Source organism: Methylobacter sp. (assembly GCF_030680395.1).
Taxonomy (GTDB): Bacteria; Pseudomonadota; Gammaproteobacteria; order Methylococcales; family Methylomonadaceae; genus Methylobacter_A.
The window spans coordinates 44,109-61,955 of the sequence record NZ_JAUXVR010000026.1 but is presented as its reverse complement, the minus strand read 5'-3'; the positions used below and the strand labels follow the sequence as shown (position 1 = coordinate 61,955).

Below are 17,847 nucleotides of genomic sequence, written 5' to 3'. Positions count from 1 at the left end.
GATTGATTGTTTATTAAACTCAAAATTATTCATCTGATGTGAAGGTGCATCATGATTTCATCCATAGCCGGTAATAGACCCGCTGTCCAACAAACTGAGTATTCTCAGAAGCCACCGGCCGCCTCTGCAACCCATTCAGATCAGGACGTTCAAAGAGATCCCGCATTAAAAACTGATGTTTCCGCATCAACGAGCGATAAAAAAACCGTGGGAATTTCCGAATCCGACCTGAAGGTCATCAGCGAACTTAGGCAAAGGGACGCTGAAGTCAGGACTCATGAAGCAGCGCATCTGGCTGCGGCAGGCAGCATTGCCACCGGTGGCGCCAGTTTTGAATATCAGCAAGGCCCCGACGGAATTCAGTATGCAATTGGCGGCGAAGTCAGTATCGATACCTCTCCGGTTTCAGGCGACCCGGCCGCAACATTACGAAAAGCCGACACCATCAGAAGAGCCGCACTGTCTCCGTCCCAACCTTCCGGTCCTGATATGCAAGTTGCAGCCAGTGCAATGGCAATGGCCGCACAGGCACAGGCCGAATTGTTGCAGAAAAATCAAGACACCCACAATGGTAATACAGACCATCTTGGAACAAAAATCAACCTGTCGGCATAAGCCTATGCGTACCGTTCCAACCACAATATCTCAGGTTTTATTCAAAGCATCTGAAAAATCAATCAGCCAGGATTCATGAAAATGATGTGTTATCAGATAAGCGCCCAAATTTAACCACTGTACCCCTCCGTCCAATATCGCCGAATCGGAGGTGATAGCAACTTTACCGCTATTCCGAATGACCTGATCCAGATTGTCAATCAACTCCGCCTGCCAGTTCCAGCAATGAACCTTGGCAATATCCCGTACCATCCCGGCAAGCCGTCCGCTGTTGGAGACGGGTTTGTCAAACAACCACAACACGCTCGCAGGAGAAAAAGCTTGCAGCACATTGCCAATGAGCTCAATTGCCTGCCGGGTTTCATGCACCAGTCGGTAAGTCCCATGAATACTGGCAATATCCCGTATACAGCCATCGCAGCAACGTAGCAATAATCCTCCCGCCATCGCCGTTTCAACGGAAATAACCAAATTAAACCCGTCAATAACCAATTGCCGATCTTTGGTTTGTTCCATCCGAAGGCAGGTTGCCTTCCTTAACTCGCGGTTACTGCTCGAACAGGCTGCCCTGGAAATAGCCAAACGTTGACGTTTGGTAAGCTGATGGCGGTCGCCTACCAATCGGATAACCGAATGTCGGGCATAACCGCGATCCAGCAACCAGCAGAATTCATAAACTGCATCGCGTAAACGATGCAATTGTTCACCGCTAAATAATGCTTGGTCATTCAGATGCATGCCGCGATGTCTTTGCTCGTGGATATTCATATAAGCACTCAATCAGGATTCAGAACTTGATTCATGATAAAACATCCGCCCATAATGAAACTATAGAAACAGAAGCTATAAAACACCTGATGAGAAATTTAGACAAGCTCTTTGAGACCCTCTCAAAGTCACCTTTCCGCAGCAAGTTTCACCTCCAAGGCAAAGATCTTGTCTATTTGCGCACTAAAGGGCTGCCAACGGTTATCGTTCATGCCGGAGACTTTGTCGCAAAACGTCTGGCACCGGCAGTGCTTCAAAATGATGGCAAACAAACCCCTTTTCGAGGCCATCCGGTTTTTGTAGCACAACATGCAACGGCCTGTTGCTGCCGCGGCTGCCTGGAAAAATGGCATGGCATAGCAAGAGGCAGCGCTCTTACTCCGGATGAACAAGCTTATGTGCTCAAAGTCCTGGAACGATGGCTGAATAACGAAATGAGCAAGCTCGCTTAGGAACGCGCACAACATAAAATGCGCGTTCCTTAACAAAATATCCGCTTACCTGCCTGCACCCGACCGCACTTGGTTGGAGCTTGATACATGCTAACCTCCCCTCAACAGACTTTACTATTCCCGGCCACTGCGACTGTAAGCTAGCGTGCGTAGGTGTTTATACGAATTGTGCGCTCCGCTTAAATATTGATATTTTAAGAAAAAATTGTACAGGAACTAAATAATCACTTGTTAAGCATCATTGTCAAAGGCGTAAAGGAAGATAACTTATGAAAATATATCTTACAGAATTTTTGGGGACATTTTGGCTGGTTCTTGGCGGGTGCGGCAGTGCTGTATTGGCAGCAGCATTTCCTGATGTTGGCATCGGATTGCTCGGCGTTTCGTTGGCTTTTGGCTTAACCGTACTCACTATGGCTTACGCAATCGGACACATCTCCGGTTGCCATCTAAATCCGGCAGTTTCTGTAGGATTATGGGTTGGCGGTCGTTTCCCGGCAAACCAATTGCTGCCTTATATCGTCGCTCAAGTATTCGGCGCTGTTGTTTCGGGAGGCGTTCTTTATCTTATCGCCAGCGGCAAGGCGGGTTTCGATGTTTCAGCGGGTTTCGCTTCCAACGGCTATGGCACCCATTCGCCAGGAGGTTATTCCTTGCTTGCTGCCCTAGTGACTGAAGTTGTTATGACCATGATGTTTTTGCTGGTCATTCTCGGTGCGACCGACAAACGCGCGCCGCAGGGAATGGCACCTGTAGCTATCGGTCTTTGTCTTACCCTGATTCACCTGATCAGTATTCCCGTCACCAATACTTCTGTAAATCCTGCTCGCAGTACAGGTGTCGCCGTCTTCGTTGGCGACTGGGCTGTTGCCCAGCTCTGGTTATTTTGGCTGGCACCGATCGTTGGCGCAGCACTCGGCGCGGTCATTTATCGGTTCATTAGTAGCGTGGACAATTGAAATGCATAATGCCAAACAAATTACACGACTGCGCATAACGAGACGATGCAACAAGGCAAAGTTCCCAGCCTTTACTACACCCTGTATGCACACATCGAAACCATGAAAGAGGTGACATTATGAGCAACACTTATCAATATCATCGCATTTCCAAAGAAGACGCAGCGGTTCTCTTCGTGGATCACCAATGCGGTCTGACTACGTTAGTACAGGACTATCCGCCCAGCGAATTCAAGAACAGCATTATGGCCTTGGCCGATATGGCGAAATTCTTCAATCTACCGACTATCCTCACTACCAGTTTCGAGACAGGGCCGAACGGTCCCATTATGCCCGAGCTGAAAGAAATGTTTCCCCACGTTCCGTTTATCGCCCGTCCAGGCCAAATCAACGCCTGGGACAACGAAGATTTCGTCAGGGCGGTGAAGGATACCGGCTGCAAGCAGCTTATCATCGCCGGCATAGTAACCGAGGTCTGCGTAGCATTTCCTGCGCTATCTGCGTTAGAGGCAGGCTACGAGGTCTTTGTCGTCACCGACGCAAGCGGCACATTCAACCAGGCTAGCCGCGAGGCTGCATGGCTTCGGATGGCGACCGCAGGTGTGCAACTGTTAAACTGGTTCGCCGTGGCTTCGGAACTGCAACGCGACTGGCGCAGCGATGTCCAGGGCTTCGGTAAGCTCCTTTGCGGCCATACCCCGGTTTACCAGGACCTCATGATCAGTTATGCCGCTAAAAGCAGAGTCTGACAGAACACGGTGCCGAAGCACTCCTGTTGTCGCCACGCCACTCAGGCTGTCGGTTATAGCGAGCGTTAACGTTGTGTTGTCGATACAACATTTTCAAAAGGAGAAAATGTGGCTACCAAGATTTTCGTAAATTTACCGGTAAAAAATCTCAATACATCCGTGCAATTCTTTACTCAACTCGGTTTCACGTTTAACCCACAATTTACTGACGAAACTGCAACTTGCATGATTGTGGCCGAAGACATTTTCGTCATGCTGCTGACCGAGGCCAAGTTCAAGACCTTTACCCCAAAAGAAATTTGCGATGCCACGAACTGCACAGAAGTGCTTGTATGCTTAACTTCCGGGAGCCGGGAAAAAGTCGATGAAATGGTTAGCAAGGCTGTCGCCGCCGGTGGCACACTCTATAACGAACCGCAAGATCACGGTTTTATGTATGGACATGGGTTTCAGGATCTGGATGGCCACATTTGGGAGATCATCTTCATGGAGCCCAATGCAACAAATCAAGGCTAATAAACAATCACCAATTAATACTTAAAATATAAGAGATACCGATGATAACCGAAACCGCAAAAATGCTCGACAAAACCCAGATTCGACAACTCATTAGCGATCAAATGACCGCTATTTGCACGAAAAATACGGATCGAATCATGAGCCATTACGCACCGGAGGCCATCATCTTCGACGTGAAACCGCTGTTCCAAAAAATCAAAAATGCAAATGAGCTGCGCCGCGCTTGGGATGCGTGCTTGCCCTGCCTCCCGGTCTCCTTCGGAACAGAGATGCGCGACCTTGGTATCTTCGTGAGCGGCGACTTGGCGCTCGCCCACTGGTTCTGGCGTTTTACAGGAATGGAACAAGATCATCCGACAATACAGACATGGATACGGAGCACCGTCGGCTATCAGCGGCATCAAGACAGATGGCAGATCGTACATGAGCATTGCTCGGTCTCCTTCGATCCTGAAACGTCCAAAACATTACTCGCTATCGAACCTTAGCCATATCCAATGGCAAGAACCGCTCCTCTAATCGTTATATTTGATTCCATCGCCGTACCGGGATAATAAATGATCGAGACAATAGTTATCATAATCGCCGTTCTGTTAGCCGCCCTGCTCATCTATGCAGCGACCAAGCCTGATATATTCCGTATCTGGCGCGTCAAAAGCATCAAAGCGTCGCCCGACAGGATCTTTGCGCTAATCAATGATTTTCACAATTGGGATGCTTGGTCGCCCTACGAGAAAATGGATCCGGCTATGAAGCGAAACATCAGCGGTACGCCACGCGGTAAAGGCGCCGTGTATGAGTGGGAAAGCAATAGTAGTAAAGCCGGTATCGGTCGCATGGAGATCATCGAGTCGTCGCCACCGTCCAAGATCGCTATTCAACTGGATTTGAGCAAACCTTTCGAAAGCTGCAGCATCGTAGAGTTCAAGCTGGAAACCAAAGGCGATCAGACTGACGTTACATGGGATATGCATGGCACCAATTCCTACATTGGGAAAATTATGGAAATCTTTTGCGACCGGGACAGCATGGTCGGCAACGACTTTGAGGAAGGTCTTGTCAATCTAAAGACTATCGCTGAGAGGTAAGAATCATGAGGTCTTGCCATTACTCGTCCAGCCTAACAATACGACCGCTGTGCGATAAAGCTGCCCAATCCCTCATTTCCACTGTAGACATTGTTAATTAAGGAGAAACTCATGACAGTAAAACCGATTCCGGATGGCTATCATTCTATAACCCCATACCTGATGGTTAAAGGGGCATCCGAAGCCATTGAATTTTACAAGCGGGCGTTTGGTGCAACTGAAATATTTCGTTTATCGCATCCAAACGGCCAAATTGGACACGCCGAAATTAAAATCGGCGATTCATCCGTCATGCTGGCCGATCCCTGTGAACAAGGCGCATTTCGCACCCCCCAGTCACTCGGCGGCTCGTCGGTTGCTCTGCATGTTTATGTGCAAGATGTGGACGCTCAATTTGCTCAGGCCGTTAGCGCCGGGGCAAAGGCAGTCAAGCCAGTGTTCGACCAGTTTTACGGCGATCGCACCGGTACGTTGCAAGATCCTTTCGGGCACATTTGGTTTCTTGCTACCCATAAGGAAGATATTGCACCAGAGGAAATCAACAGGCGCGCTGAAGCGCTCTTCCAACAGGGCAATACCTGACAATTGCGCCTGGGGCAAAGGTCAAGTCTATTCGTTTATCGGTAATTGTGCTTTACGCCCGCCTGGGCGGTATCGATCCATCACTTCGTCCAGCATGACATTGGTGATATGGGAGTTTTCTTTCTGCAAATAGCTTAGAAGAATCGCCTTGTTGGAATGGACACGACCCGCAGTGGGTCGTGTTCCCTGCGGGGCCGGGGAAACATTCCTAAAACAGGCGGTGAACTGTTCCGGCGCGATATTGAGGTCATGAGCAATCTTGTCAGCAGGTCGTTTCGGGTCTTCCGGCAGGAAAGCCGGACTTGCAACAGCACTGCCTGATAATGTCATTATGGCGGCAAATACGGTTATATAGACATTCATAAAGTTCCCCAGCAATGCATTGAAGTGCTTATTTGTAGTCTTCGGCAATGCGTTGCAGACTCAATGTAACCAGCGTCTGCGCCCGATCCATGTTGTCGGCTTCGGCATAACAGCGCAGTTCCGGCGCATTGCCGGACGGACGCAAATGCACGATCTCGCCATTGCTGAAAATCAGGCGCAGGCCATCGGTCAAATCCCGCCGGGTAACCGCGCCCAACTCATTACCCCACAAGTTTTGATAGGCCGTATCATCGCTTTGCAGGCTATCCAACAAGGCCCGGCTATTGGCAACAGGAAAGTCCTGCAAACGGTTGCTGGCGGTATAACGTTGCGGCAAAGCGCTGAGCAGAGCCGATACTTTGTCGCCCTGTTGCCGAGCCATCGCCAATACAGCCAAGGCGGGCAATACGGCATCGCGGGTCGGCAGCGCGGTCAGGATTTGTTCTCCAACCGTCAAATCGTTGCCCACCAGAAAACCGCCGTTGGCTTCAAAACCGACCACGCTGGGGCTACCGGCCGCGAGCATCTGTTCCATACCGGCAATTACGTACGGCGAACCGATGCGGGTACGGCTAACCTGCCGAAACAATCCTGATGTTTCGATTGCAGTATTGCAACTCACCGGAGTGACTACGGTGTCGACACCCAGAAAATGCGCGCACAATAAGCCGACGATATCGCCGCGCAACCAGTTACCGGTCTCATCGGCGACCAGTGGCCGATCGCCGTCGCCGTCGGTGGAGATAATGGCATCCAGATGATGCTCTGCCGCCCAGGTCAGTCCCCGTTGGCGGTCTTCTTCGCTGACCGCTTCGGTATCGAGAGGCACAAAGGTATCCGTACGCCCCAAACCGACCACATCCGCGCCCAGAGCGCTCAGCACATCACGCAGACAATCGCGCGCCGCGCTCGAATGCTCATAAACCCCGATCCGCCAACCGGTCAGCAAATCGGCGGCAAACAGGCTGGTGTAGCGCTGCCGGTATTGCTGCAAGGCGGTGGAATTGACGGTCGGTAATAGCGTATTGTCGGTAATCGCTTGCAACTCGACTTCGGCATGGGTAATAGCCGCTTCGTCGGCTTTGCTGATCTCGCCTTCGGCCCGATAAAACTTGATGCCGTTGCGATCGAACGGAATGTGACTGCCGGTAACCATGATTGCCGGTATGCCTTGTTTCAAGGCGTACAAAGCCAGCGCCGGGGTGGGCAGCATCCCGCAGAAATCCACCTCGCAACCGGCTTGGCGGATACCGGCCACGCAAGCGAGGACGATGGCCGGACTGGACGGGCGCAAGTCCATGCCCAAGGCGATTTTTTGCCCCGGTTGCGCAAGGCCGAGACCGTGCAAAAACGCCAGCGTGTAGGCAGTACAGACCTGATCGGTCATTTGGCTAACCAGTCCGCGCGCGCCGCTGGTACCGAAAGCCACACCGCTTTCGGCCATCATTTGTTGGATATTGATTTTTGTCATGGGGTGTTTGGTTTGTAAGGTTATATGGGTAAAAAGTCTGTTTACTTTGAATGATTTTCGTAATAGCTCAGCACGGGCACAAGGCTAAACAGCATTAGTCTAAATCTCCACCATCCTGTTCTGATCAAATCGGGGGACGACTTTTGTACCCACATAACCTCTGGGATTACACAATATTCTGGCGCCCGCTATACGATAATCTATCTGGCTGTGGATATGGCCGTGGAACCAGGCTGCAATCTCGTATTCATGCAGCAAGGGTTTCATATCATTACAATAGGCCAATTTTTTAAGCGCATAAGCCGAATCATTCCAGCTCCACAAGGAAGGCGCATGATGCGTTATCACTACAGTTTTTCCTGAAAACGGCTGAGCTAATTCTTGTTCCAGCCACATCTTTGAGCTTTGATGTAAATGGCTAAACTGCGTCGCATCAAAAGGCTTTTCGGCAAATTGAATTCGCCTGAAATCATTTAACGTCTTACCTAAAGCCGCTGCTGTTTTGTCACCTTCAACAAACAGATCGGTCCAAAGAGTACAGCCTAAAAAACGCACACCTTGAAATATAAAGCGGTCGTTCTCAAGAAAATGCACATTGCTGCCGGCGCATTGATTACGGATCGACTGCAATGTTTGTTGATATTCATGAGTGTAAAACTCGTGATTACCGGCAACGTAAATGACCGGTTTATTCAACGTTTTGAGCCACTCGACGCCTTGCATACCGATGCCTATATCGCCCGCTGCGACGATGATGTCGGCATCATTGTCCGGGGTTTTCAGTAATCCGAACTCCAAATGTATATCGGAAAAATAATTTATCCTCACACTAAACTCTACTTAATGGCCTGTACGGCGTATAATTTAACAACATTCTTTCAGATAACTGTAACCTTTTCCAAAAGATTTTGTATATGTCTATTAGCCTTAGAAAAATCACTCATCAAGTTTTAATCGGCGATGTTAAAGTCGGCGGCGGCGCTCCAATCGTTGTTCAGTCAATGACGAATACCGATACCGCCAACATTACTGCAACCGTTAACCAAATCATCGAACTGGCCGCTGCCGGTTCCGAGCTGGTCCGCATCACAGTTAATTCCGAAGAGGCGGCTGCGGCCGTTGCCGAAATCCGCAACCAGTTGGATAAAAAAGGCAACTCGACCCCGATCGTCGGCGACTTCCATTTTAACGGCCATAAACTGCTGGAAAAATACCCGGACTGCGCTCAGGCTCTGGATAAATACCGCATTAATCCGGGCAACGTAGGCCGCGGTAAAAGCCGTGATCCCCAATTCCAGCAAATGATTGAATTTGCCTGCCAGTATGACAAACCGGTACGCATCGGCGTCAACGGCGGCAGTTTGGATCCAGCGGTGTTGACCCGTTTACTGGATGAAAACAGAAGTCTGCAAACACCTGAGCCTCTGGCGGCGGTCACCCGCAAAGCGATCGTACTGTCGGCACTTGAAAGCGCCGCTAAAGCCGAAGAACTGGGGCTTGGCAAAAACAAAATCATCCTGTCCTGCAAGATCAGCAATGTGCAGGAACTGATCAACATCTACCAAGACCTTTCCGGCCGTTGCGATTACGCGTTGCATCTGGGATTGACCGAAGCGGGCATGGGCTCCAAAGGCATCGTCTCATCGGCTGCCGCTTTATCGGTATTAATGCAACAAGGTATCGGCGACACCATCCGCATTTCCCTGACGCCCGAACCCGGCGCATCCAGAACCCAGGAAGTCATTGTCGGTCAGGAAATCCTGCAAACCATGGGCTTTCGTTCATTCACCCCGATGGTTATCTCCTGCCCCGGTTGCGGTCGCACCACCAGCGATTATTTCCAGAAACTGGCGATGGATATACAAAGCTATTTACGCGATCAAATGCCGGTATGGCGCACCCAATATCCGGGCGTTGAAACCATGGAAGTGGCGGTTATGGGTTGCGTAGTCAACGGGCCGGGCGAAAGCAAAAGCGCCAACATCGGCATCAGCCTGCCCGGCACCGGCGAAACCCCGGTAGCGCCGGTTTATGAAGACGGCGAAAAAACGGTTACTTTGAAAGGCGACCGGATTGCTGAAGAGTTTCAGGAAATCGTACAACGCTATATTGAAACGCATTACGCGCCGTAAGCATAATCAATAAAAGAAGCATGTAGGTAAGCTCCATAGTTTGGGTTACGCGCTTATACGGCTAACCCGATCTACGGAACTTTCCAATACTGGGTATGGGAAAGCGCGTAGATTGAGGTTACCAAGTCCACTTCATCCTACCTTAAATAAAGCAACTTAGATTAATAATCCCATGAAGCAAGTGGCTGGGATGGAAACATAGTGTAATCCGCGAGCACGCTGCAGGAATATCCCGGATCTCGTAAACTCCATCTTGGCTACCAATCGCCATGTCTGCCATGTTCTTCAATGAATTTACCTACCCCTGTCAATTCACTGGTTATTTCAAAAAAGAATACTTCAGGCTGCCCTGCTTTTGATTCAAATCCTTCAACCTCAACTTCAAACTCTGTAGCTTCTTGGATTAAATTATCATCTTCATCGTACTCGGCGTTAATCCCATAGCAATCGCCGTAAACGCCAAGAATAAGGTTGTCATAAACCGCCAAATAACGATCATCATCTGACAGATATTCCTTATCCGGCGTCCATGCAGCAAATGGCGTTTTGTGCAGCTCTGAGAAATTTTTAGCTATTTGTATTTTTTGACTGTCGCTGATCATTTTTATTCACGATTGATTATTTGTGGATTGACTGACGTCATTTAACTCCCCGATGCCTCGAAGCGATAAACATCGATTATGCTAACTCGGGCTGTGGGACAACTTTGCTGATTCTCAAGTTCAAGCTTGGGAATCAGTTCTTAGAAACTCCGGCTTTTTGTTTAGAGATTCCCAATCTGGAGATTGGCAATCAGCAAACGCCCTCGGCGGTATTTCTTGCTCTGCGCTCCCTACTATGGAGTTAAAAGCGTAACGGGATCAATGTAAAACATTCTGCTCCAAGACTCCGGCTTACTGTCATCGTATTGCCAAAATAATGGAAACAAACTGCGAACAACAAAATGTAAATGTGGAGGTTTCCCTTGTGCATTGCCGGTATTACCGACTGTACCAATAGCATCGCCCATGCTGATCAGTCGTAAAACACGGGTATCAATTTGCTGCAAATGAGCATAGTAATAAAAACGCCATTTCGCACCCAATACCACTACCATATTACCGCCTATGTCATTAAAACCGGTATAGACCACCACGCCGCTACTCGCCGCCAATACCGGAACCCCTTGTTTGGCAAAAATATCTATACCTTTGTGTGTACCGGAACGCCCCCAAGGATGGTACCAGAAGGATGCCGGATTCCAATCGGCCTCGCTCGCACCCTCTACCGGAATTTTGTGGCTTGTCGGAATCAGAAAACCGAAGGCAATCACTATGGATAAAAGGATCAGTGATATTTTTTTCATGATGTTGAAGTGAATATACTTTATCTGCACTTATATTCCATGCATTATCCCTGAGCACATGTTTTAAATATCTTCCAGCTTACTTTATTCGCCTAAATTTTTATGTAATAAGCCAAACGAAAAAAGGGACTGCGACGAATCACAATCCCTTTTTACACCCTTAAGCCGCCCTTTTGTCAAGAGCGGCAACCAAGCATAGGTTATTCTACTTCGACTTCTTTCATACTCAATCTGACTCTGCCTTGACGGTCTATTTCAAGTACTTTGACTTTGACCACATCGCCTTCATTCAATCTGTCGCTGACTTTATCAACGCGTTCGTCTGAAATTTGCGAGATATGAACCAAGCCGTCTTTGCCAGGAAGAATGGTAACAAATGCACCGAAGTCCATTAATCTGACTACTTTGCCTTCGTAGATCTTACCGACCTCAACTTCTGCGGTAATTTCTTCGATCATACGACGAGCTTCTTCACCGGCTGCTTTATCAACAGAAGCCACTTTAACGACACCATCATCGGTCAAATCAACGCTGGCACCGGTTTGCTCGGTAATGCTGCGTATGGTTGCGCCGCCTTTACCGATAACTTCGCGAATTTTGCTAGGATCGATTTTAAAAGTGATGATACGCGGTGCGAAGTCTGACATTTCTTCACGGGTGGTGGACAATGCCTTATTCATTTCGTTCAGGATATGCAAACGACCGTGTTTTGCTTGATCCAGAGCCGACTTCATGATTTCTGCGGTAATGCCATCTATTTTGATGTCCATTTGCAGTGCGGTAATGCCGTCCACTGAACCGGCAACTTTAAAGTCCATATCGCCCAGGTGATCTTCATCACCCATGATGTCAGACAATACTGCAAAGCTGTCGCCTTCTTTAATCAGACCCATCGCGATACCGGCAACAGGTGATTTAATGGGCACACCGGCATCCATTAACGCCAGACTGCTTCCGCAGACCGAAGCCATGGAGCTTGATCCGTTGGATTCTGTTACTTCCGAGACCACGCGAATGGTGTACGGGAACTCTTCCATGTTTGGCAACACGGCGGCAACCCCACGTTTCGCCAAACGGCCATGACCGATTTCACGACGTTTTGGTGAACCGACAAAACCGGTTTCGCCAACGCTGTACGGAGGGAAGTTATAGTGCAGCATGAACGGCTCTTTGTACTCACCGGCCAATGCGTCGATGATTTGCGCATCGCGTTGCGTTCCCAGTGTTGCAACAACCAAGGCCTGAGTTTCGCCGCGGGTAAATAATGCTGACCCGTGAGTTCTAGGCAATACGCCGGTTCTGACAGTAATCGGTCTGATTTTGTCTAATTCGCGCCCGTCAATACGTTTGCCTTCGTTAAGGATAGCGTTACGAACGATACTGTATTCCAGATGTTCGATAATGCCGCGTATGTCGCTTTCTGCATACTCGCCATTTACCGTCAGTTTTTCAACTACGGCATTTCTAATCTCTTTCAGTTGTTCTTGTCTAACCAGTTTTTCCGCGACTTGATAAGCGGCTTTAATGCCTGCTTCAACTTCGGCAGTGACCAGTTTTTTAAGTTCGGCATTAACTGCGGGGGCTACCCACTCAACAACGCCTGCACCGGCAGCGGCTGCAAATTCGTTAATGGCGTTAATGGCAACCTGCATTTGCTGGTGACCGAATAAAACTGCGCCCAACATCACTTCTTCCGACAAATTGTCAGCTTCAGACTCAACCATTAATACGGCATGTGCCGTTCCGGCAACCACCAATTCCAGCTGTGATTCCTTTAATGCAGCAGGAGTAGGGTTTAATATGTATTCGCCGTCTTTATATCCAACAGTAGCAGCGCCTACCGGGCCGTTAAAAGGCAAACCTGAAACTGCCAAGGCAGCAGAGGCACCCAGTAAAGCAGGAATTTCGGGATCAACTTCAGGATTGAGCGATACGACTGTTGCAATGATCTGAACTTCGTTGGTATAGCCCTCAGGGAAAAGAGGACGAATAGGACGGTCAATCAGACGAGACGTTAAAGTCTCTTTTTCACTCGGACGACCTTCTCTCTTAAAAAAGCCGCCTGGTATTTTACCGGCTGCATAAGCTTTTTCTTGATAGTTAACAGTCAACGGAAAAAAGTCGCCGCCGCTTGCCTGTTTTTTACCGACGACAGTGACCAACAGTGTTGTACCATCTACATCGATCATGACAGCACCGTCTGCTTGACGTGCTATTTCACCAGTTTCTAATTTAACGAGTCGATCGCCGTACTGAAATTCTTTCCTGATAGGATTCACTATAAGGTTCCTTTGTGTAGAGGTTGTTTGAAAATTTGTTCAATCCATGAAATGTTAAAACAGAAACGGCACAAGAAGTCTGTGCCGTTTCTTTGTTCTATTACTTACGTAATCCGAGACGTTCAATCAAAGTGCGGTAACGGGCTACATCTTTATTTTTTAGATAATCCAGCAATTTACGACGCTGATTAACCATGCGCAACAATCCACGACGTGAATGGTTGTCTTTTTTATGTTCTGCAAAGTGCGGTGTTAAATGCGTGATATGCGCTGTCAATAAAGCGACTTGTACTTCAGGCGAACCTGTGTCGGTTTCTGATTGACGATAGGCCTCAACGACCGCTTTTTTTTGTTCTGCTGTAAATGGCATTTGTAATCCCTATTTAGATTAAAAATTAAAAATAAAGCCGCCAACATGACGACTCCTTAAGTACACTGTTTCCGCGATAGGGTGTAGAAACAGGTGTATTCTTTCAGTTTGAGCATCTAGCTCAAACTGATTCGTTGCTCATATTAAACAACTTCTTAGGCGCTAGTTTACCATCCCTTAGCATTTCCCCCAAGCCTAAAAAGACCGCATCATTGTACATACGCACTGTACCTTGCTTACTTTCCAAGCTTGCATCCGTTCCGTTCGCGCCGAGTTCATCGGAAGGCAAAAAATCGAGCGACTGACCGTATTTTATGCAGATTGTCTGTTCATCAGACAACTGCACAGCGGGTAGAGCTTCCAATGGTTTATCGACATTAATCAGGCATTGAAACAAGCTTTGCTGATCCATTTCCGTCAATTGTTCGATGGTTCTGGCATTTTCAATGTTGAATTGACCCGCTTCCAGTCGGCGTAATTCCTTTACCGTTCCGCCGCAGCCCAAAGTGTGCCCGATGTCTTCCGCGAGCGAGCGAATATAAGTGCCTTTTGAGCAAAATACGTCCAGCGTCAATTGATCCGGTTGCTCAGCCAGAGCTTGAGAATCGGTCAGCAACTTCAATTCAAATATGGTGATACGTCTGGCTTTGCGCTCAACAGTTTTGCCTTCCCTCGCCAGTTCATACAGCTTTTTACCGTTATGCTTTAAAGCCGAATACATGGGGGGAACTTGATCGATTTCGCCGGTAAATTTTTCCAGACAGGCGTGTATGTCGTCGATGGATAGCTCCGGCACCGGCTTGGTCTCTATAACAGCGCCTTCCAGATCGCCGGTATCGGTCATGATTCCGAGTTGAATAACAACTTGATAACGTTTATGGTCATCAAGCATCAACGCCGACACTTTGGTCGCTTCGCCAAAACAAAGCGGCAACAAACCGGTAGCCAGAGGATCAAGACTGCCGGTATGCCCAGCTTTATTGGCATTAAACAAGCGCCTGACTTCCTGTAAGGCTTTGTTTGAAGACACTCCCAGGCGCTTATCTAACAGCAATATGCCGTGAATATTGCACCCGGACTTGCGTTTACTCATCTGAACTAACCTTCGTCTTCGTCGCGCTTATCCAAACCGCTTAATAGTTCCGATACCCGCATGCCGGTATCAAACGAGTCATCGTAATAAAAACGCAAGTCAGAAATGTGCCTTAAGCGCATTCTTTTGGCCAATTGATGCCGGATGACCGGCGACATTTCGTTAAGCAATTTAACATTGGCTTTTTTGCCTTGCTCATCGACATTCAATACCGTGACATATACTTTTGCAACAGCAAGGTCTTTAGTGACTACCACTTCATTGATAGTAATAAAACCCAGCCTGGAGTCATCAATATCCCTTTGCAAAACCAAAGAAAGCTCTTTTTGCATCTGCGATGAAACGCGGGCATTACGACCGAATTCTCTTGCCATAAGGTTTACAGTTCCCGTTTAACTTCTATGCGTTCAAACACTTCGATCTGATCGCCGGGCTGTACATCGTTGTAATTTTTTACACCGATGCCGCACTCCATGCCCATCTTGACCTCGGCCGCATCGTCTTTGAAACGACGTAAAGATTCCAGCTGTCCTTCATAGATTACTACGTTATTACGCAGAACCCGTATCGGCAGATTTCTCTTCACATAACCGTCAACAACCATACAACCGGCAATCGCGCCGAATTTCGGCGATTTAAAGACATCGCGCACTTCGGCAAGACCGACAATCTGCTCTCTGATTTCAGGCGCCAACATGCCGCTGATGGCTTTTTTAACCTCATCAATCGCTTCATAAATGATGCTGTAGTAATGCAGATCGATGCCTTTTTCTTCAATCAGTCTTCGTGCAGCTGCATCAGCCCGGACATTAAAACCCATCAGAATCGCACCGGAAGCCAATGCCAAATTCGCATCGCCTTCATTAATACCGCCGACGCCACCGAAAACGACTTTGACTTCGACTTCGTCATTCGACAACCCGACCAAGGAGCTGCGCAACGCTTCCAGACTGCCCTGAACATCCGTTTTAAGTACCAGATTGACGCTGGCAATCTCACCGGTAGCCATTCTGGAAAATACTTCGTCCAGCTTGGAGGCTTGTTGTACGGCATGCCGGGACAGTTTTTTGCGGTCTTCACGATGCTTGGCCAAATCTTTGGCAATACGTTCGTTTTGTACCACCAGAAATTCATCACCGGCATTCGGTGTACCCGAAAGCCCTAAAATCTCAACAGGAGCACAAGGCCCGGCTTCTTTGATGTTTACGCCGTTCTCGTTAAACATGGCTCGAACACGACCGTATTCATGGCCGCACAGCACCATTTGCCCGCTTTCCAGAGTGCCTTTTTGAATCAGCACCGTTGCCACGACACCACGACCTTTATCAAGTCTTGACTCAATAACAATACCGGATGCCGCACCTTCAACAGGTGCTTTTAATTCAAGAATTTCAGTTTGAACAATTAAAGCTTCAATTAATTCATCGATACCTTCACCGGTTTTTGCCGAAATTTTGAGGAACTGCACATCGCCGCCCCACTCTTCCGCAAGCACGTTGATGGTAGACAGCTCTTGCATCACTTTATCGGGGTTTGCATCGGGCTTGTCAATCTTGTTCATCGCCACAATAATCGGCACATTGGCCGCTCGGGCATGCTCGACCGCTTCTTTGGTTTGCGGCATAACGCCGTCATCCGCGGCAACAACGACAATCACCACGTCGGTAACATCCGCGCCTCTGGCGCGCATGGCGGTAAATGCCGCGTGACCCGGTGTATCCAAAAAGGTTACCGATCCGTGATCGGTTTTTACCTGATAGGCACCGATATGCTGGGTAATACCGCCCGCTTCACCGGCAGCAACGCGGGTTTTACGAATGTAATCCAGCAGCGAGGTTTTACCGTGATCGACATGCCCCATGATGGTAACAATCGGCGCTCGCGGCAATTCGACACGATTATCTTCTTCTTGCGCCTCAGCCAGCATTTCCTGTTCAAGATCGTCTTCACTCTGCATAATCGCTTTGTGACCCATTTCTTCAACTAAAATTGCCGCTGTTTCCTGGTCTATGCTTTGATTAATAGTTGCCATAATGCCAAGCTTCATGAGGTGTTTAATCACCATCGCAGCTTTAACACTCATCTTTTGCGCAAGATCGGACACAATAATCATTTCCGGAATGGCAACCTCTTTTACAATAGGTTCAACCGGCATTTCAAATTGATGTTTGCCTTCAGCCTTTACACTGACGCGTTCAGTCTTCTTGCCTTTTTTCTTGGCTTTTTTGGTGTCTCTACCGCCCGCTCCGGCGCGCGATCCTTCTTCCTGTTTTTTTCTATGCAAAATTTCTTGTTTGGCCGTTGCTTGCTGCCTTACTTTGTCAGCATTTCTTTTGATGGATTCTTCCAGTCGAAGATCCTTTTCCTGTTGTTTTTTTCTGGCTTCTGTCGCTTCTTTGACTTTAGCCGCCTTTTCATGGTCAACTTTCTTTTCTTCCTGAACCGGCACTTCAATCTTTTCTTCGACGGGCAAAGATGGAGGAAGTATTGTCATCGGTAGGGAATCGGTACTGCCAATTTCAGGTACGATAATAGCCACTTCGGTCTCAACCGGCTCGACAGCAGCCTTAATTTCCGGCTCAATTGCAACTTCTTCTTTCTTTGGCTCCAAAGCGACTTCTTTTGGATTTACCGACTCTTCAACTGAAGAAGGAAGACTTTCGGCTTGCTTTGCAATCTGCTCTTCAAGAGCGTGCTTGGCCAACTCCAGATTTTTTTGCTCGTCAGAATCCGCAACTTCACTACGCTTTATATAAGTTTTCTGTTTACGAACTTCAACGCTAATCGTTTTGGTAGTACTGCCTGGTACGCTCGCCTGTTTAAGCTCGCTAACAGTTCTGCGCTTTAAAGTCACCCGTTTCAGTGAACCTTCGGTCGCCCCTTCATCCTTACCGTGGCGTTTGCGCAAATGCGCAAGCAGCTGCATCTTTTCGTCTTCATTAATGACATCATCAGGGGCACTCGCAGATAATCCTGCTTCTTTCAGCTGCTCTAATAATCGTTCCAGAGGTATTTTTACCACCTCTGCTAATTGCCGTACCGTTTTATTACTCATTTCATAC

20 protein-coding genes are annotated in these 17,847 nt (G+C 48.3%); 9 read left to right on the top strand and 11 right to left on the bottom strand.

Annotation, left to right across the window (positions count from 1 at the left end):
- Positions 1–51: 51 nt before the first annotated feature.
- Positions 52–615: a putative metalloprotease CJM1_0395 family protein gene (locus Q8L79_RS10890; RefSeq protein WP_305270944.1), complete on the top strand. Its 564-nt coding sequence runs from the start codon at positions 52–54 to the stop codon at positions 613–615.
- 30 nt (positions 616–645) lie between these two features.
- Here Q8L79_RS10890 and Q8L79_RS10885 read toward each other — a convergent pair whose 3' ends face one another.
- Complete coding sequence (locus tag Q8L79_RS10885; RefSeq protein ID WP_305270941.1) at positions 646–1,383, bottom strand: DUF434 domain-containing protein; 738 nt, start codon at positions 1,381–1,383, stop codon at positions 646–648.
- Between the two features lie 26 nt (positions 1,384–1,409).
- Here Q8L79_RS10885 and Q8L79_RS10880 point away from each other — a divergent pair, with 26 nt between their 5' ends.
- The 7 genes from Q8L79_RS10880 to Q8L79_RS10850 all read left to right on the top strand — a co-directional run bounded on the left by Q8L79_RS10880 (position 1,410) and on the right by Q8L79_RS10850 (position 5,732).
- Complete coding sequence (locus Q8L79_RS10880) at positions 1,410–1,835, top strand: DUF4186 domain-containing protein (protein ID WP_305270938.1); 426 nt, start codon at positions 1,410–1,412, stop codon at positions 1,833–1,835.
- 269 nt (positions 1,836–2,104) lie between these two features.
- The gene (gene aqpZ, locus Q8L79_RS10875) at positions 2,105–2,794 is read left to right on the top strand and encodes an aquaporin Z (protein ID WP_305270935.1); all 690 of its coding nucleotides are present in this window, start codon (positions 2,105–2,107) and stop codon (positions 2,792–2,794) included.
- A gap of 119 nt (positions 2,795–2,913) precedes the next feature.
- Positions 2,914–3,543 carry an isochorismate family cysteine hydrolase YcaC gene (gene ycaC / locus Q8L79_RS10870; RefSeq protein WP_305270932.1) on the top strand — a complete coding sequence of 210 codons (630 nt, stop codon included), beginning with the start codon at positions 2,914–2,916 and terminating at the stop codon, positions 3,541–3,543.
- 108 nt (positions 3,544–3,651) lie between these two features.
- Positions 3,652–4,059 carry a VOC family protein gene (locus Q8L79_RS10865; protein ID WP_305270930.1) on the top strand — a complete coding sequence of 136 codons (408 nt, stop codon included), beginning with the start codon at positions 3,652–3,654 and terminating at the stop codon, positions 4,057–4,059.
- A gap of 41 nt (positions 4,060–4,100) precedes the next feature.
- Entirely contained in the window at positions 4,101–4,550 is a 450-nt protein-coding gene (locus tag Q8L79_RS10860; RefSeq protein WP_305270927.1) for a nuclear transport factor 2 family protein, read from the top strand.
- 69 nt (positions 4,551–4,619) lie between these two features.
- The gene (locus Q8L79_RS10855) at positions 4,620–5,150 is read left to right on the top strand and encodes an SRPBCC family protein (protein ID WP_305270923.1); all 531 of its coding nucleotides are present in this window, start codon (positions 4,620–4,622) and stop codon (positions 5,148–5,150) included.
- Between the two features lie 111 nt (positions 5,151–5,261).
- Positions 5,262–5,732, top strand: a complete 471-nt coding sequence (locus Q8L79_RS10850; protein WP_305270920.1) for a VOC family protein — start codon at positions 5,262–5,264, stop codon at positions 5,730–5,732.
- A 27-nt stretch (positions 5,733–5,759) separates the two neighbouring features.
- Here the strand turns inward: Q8L79_RS10850 and Q8L79_RS10845 are convergent, their stop codons facing one another.
- The 3 genes from Q8L79_RS10845 to Q8L79_RS10835 all read right to left on the bottom strand — a co-directional run bounded on the left by Q8L79_RS10845 (position 5,760) and on the right by Q8L79_RS10835 (position 8,394).
- Positions 5,760–6,095 carry a hypothetical protein gene (locus Q8L79_RS10845; RefSeq protein WP_305270918.1) on the bottom strand — a complete coding sequence of 112 codons (336 nt, stop codon included), beginning with the start codon at positions 6,093–6,095 and terminating at the stop codon, positions 5,760–5,762.
- 28 nt (positions 6,096–6,123) lie between these two features.
- On the bottom strand, positions 6,124–7,566 hold the full coding sequence (locus Q8L79_RS10840; protein ID WP_305270915.1) for a phosphomannomutase: 1,443 nt from the start codon (positions 7,564–7,566) through the stop codon (positions 6,124–6,126).
- Positions 7,567–7,665: 99 nt separating this feature from the next.
- The gene (locus Q8L79_RS10835; RefSeq protein WP_305270912.1) at positions 7,666–8,394 is read right to left on the bottom strand and encodes a metallophosphoesterase; all 729 of its coding nucleotides are present in this window, start codon (positions 8,392–8,394) and stop codon (positions 7,666–7,668) included.
- Positions 8,395–8,480: 86 nt separating this feature from the next.
- Here Q8L79_RS10835 and ispG point away from each other — a divergent pair, with 86 nt between their 5' ends.
- Positions 8,481–9,698: a flavodoxin-dependent (E)-4-hydroxy-3-methylbut-2-enyl-diphosphate synthase gene (ispG, locus tag Q8L79_RS10830; protein ID WP_305270909.1), complete on the top strand. Its 1,218-nt coding sequence runs from the start codon at positions 8,481–8,483 to the stop codon at positions 9,696–9,698.
- 257 nt (positions 9,699–9,955) lie between these two features.
- On the opposite strand, the gene Q8L79_RS10825 is transcribed toward ispG, so the two are convergent.
- The 7 genes from Q8L79_RS10825 to infB all read right to left on the bottom strand — a co-directional run bounded on the left by Q8L79_RS10825 (position 9,956) and on the right by infB (position 17,840).
- Entirely contained in the window at positions 9,956–10,300 is a 345-nt protein-coding gene (locus Q8L79_RS10825; protein ID WP_305270906.1) for a hypothetical protein, read from the bottom strand.
- Between the two features lie 233 nt (positions 10,301–10,533).
- Positions 10,534–11,043 (bottom strand): M23 family metallopeptidase, encoded by a 510-nt coding sequence (locus Q8L79_RS10820; protein WP_305270903.1) that lies wholly within the window; start codon positions 11,041–11,043, stop codon positions 10,534–10,536.
- Between the two features lie 200 nt (positions 11,044–11,243).
- Complete coding sequence (gene pnp / locus Q8L79_RS10815; RefSeq protein ID WP_370869932.1) at positions 11,244–13,322, bottom strand: polyribonucleotide nucleotidyltransferase; 2,079 nt, start codon at positions 13,320–13,322, stop codon at positions 11,244–11,246.
- A 100-nt stretch (positions 13,323–13,422) separates the two neighbouring features.
- On the bottom strand, positions 13,423–13,692 hold the full coding sequence (rpsO, locus tag Q8L79_RS10810) for a 30S ribosomal protein S15 (protein ID WP_305270900.1): 270 nt from the start codon (positions 13,690–13,692) through the stop codon (positions 13,423–13,425).
- 121 nt (positions 13,693–13,813) lie between these two features.
- Positions 13,814–14,785, bottom strand: a complete 972-nt coding sequence (gene truB, locus Q8L79_RS10805) for a tRNA pseudouridine(55) synthase TruB (protein ID WP_305270897.1) — start codon at positions 14,783–14,785, stop codon at positions 13,814–13,816.
- A gap of 5 nt (positions 14,786–14,790) precedes the next feature.
- Positions 14,791–15,159 carry a 30S ribosome-binding factor RbfA gene (gene rbfA, locus Q8L79_RS10800; protein ID WP_305270895.1) on the bottom strand — a complete coding sequence of 123 codons (369 nt, stop codon included), beginning with the start codon at positions 15,157–15,159 and terminating at the stop codon, positions 14,791–14,793.
- 5 nt (positions 15,160–15,164) lie between these two features.
- Positions 15,165–17,840: a translation initiation factor IF-2 gene (infB, locus tag Q8L79_RS10795; RefSeq protein ID WP_305270892.1), complete on the bottom strand. Its 2,676-nt coding sequence runs from the start codon at positions 17,838–17,840 to the stop codon at positions 15,165–15,167.
- Positions 17,841–17,847: the final 7 nt, after the last annotated feature.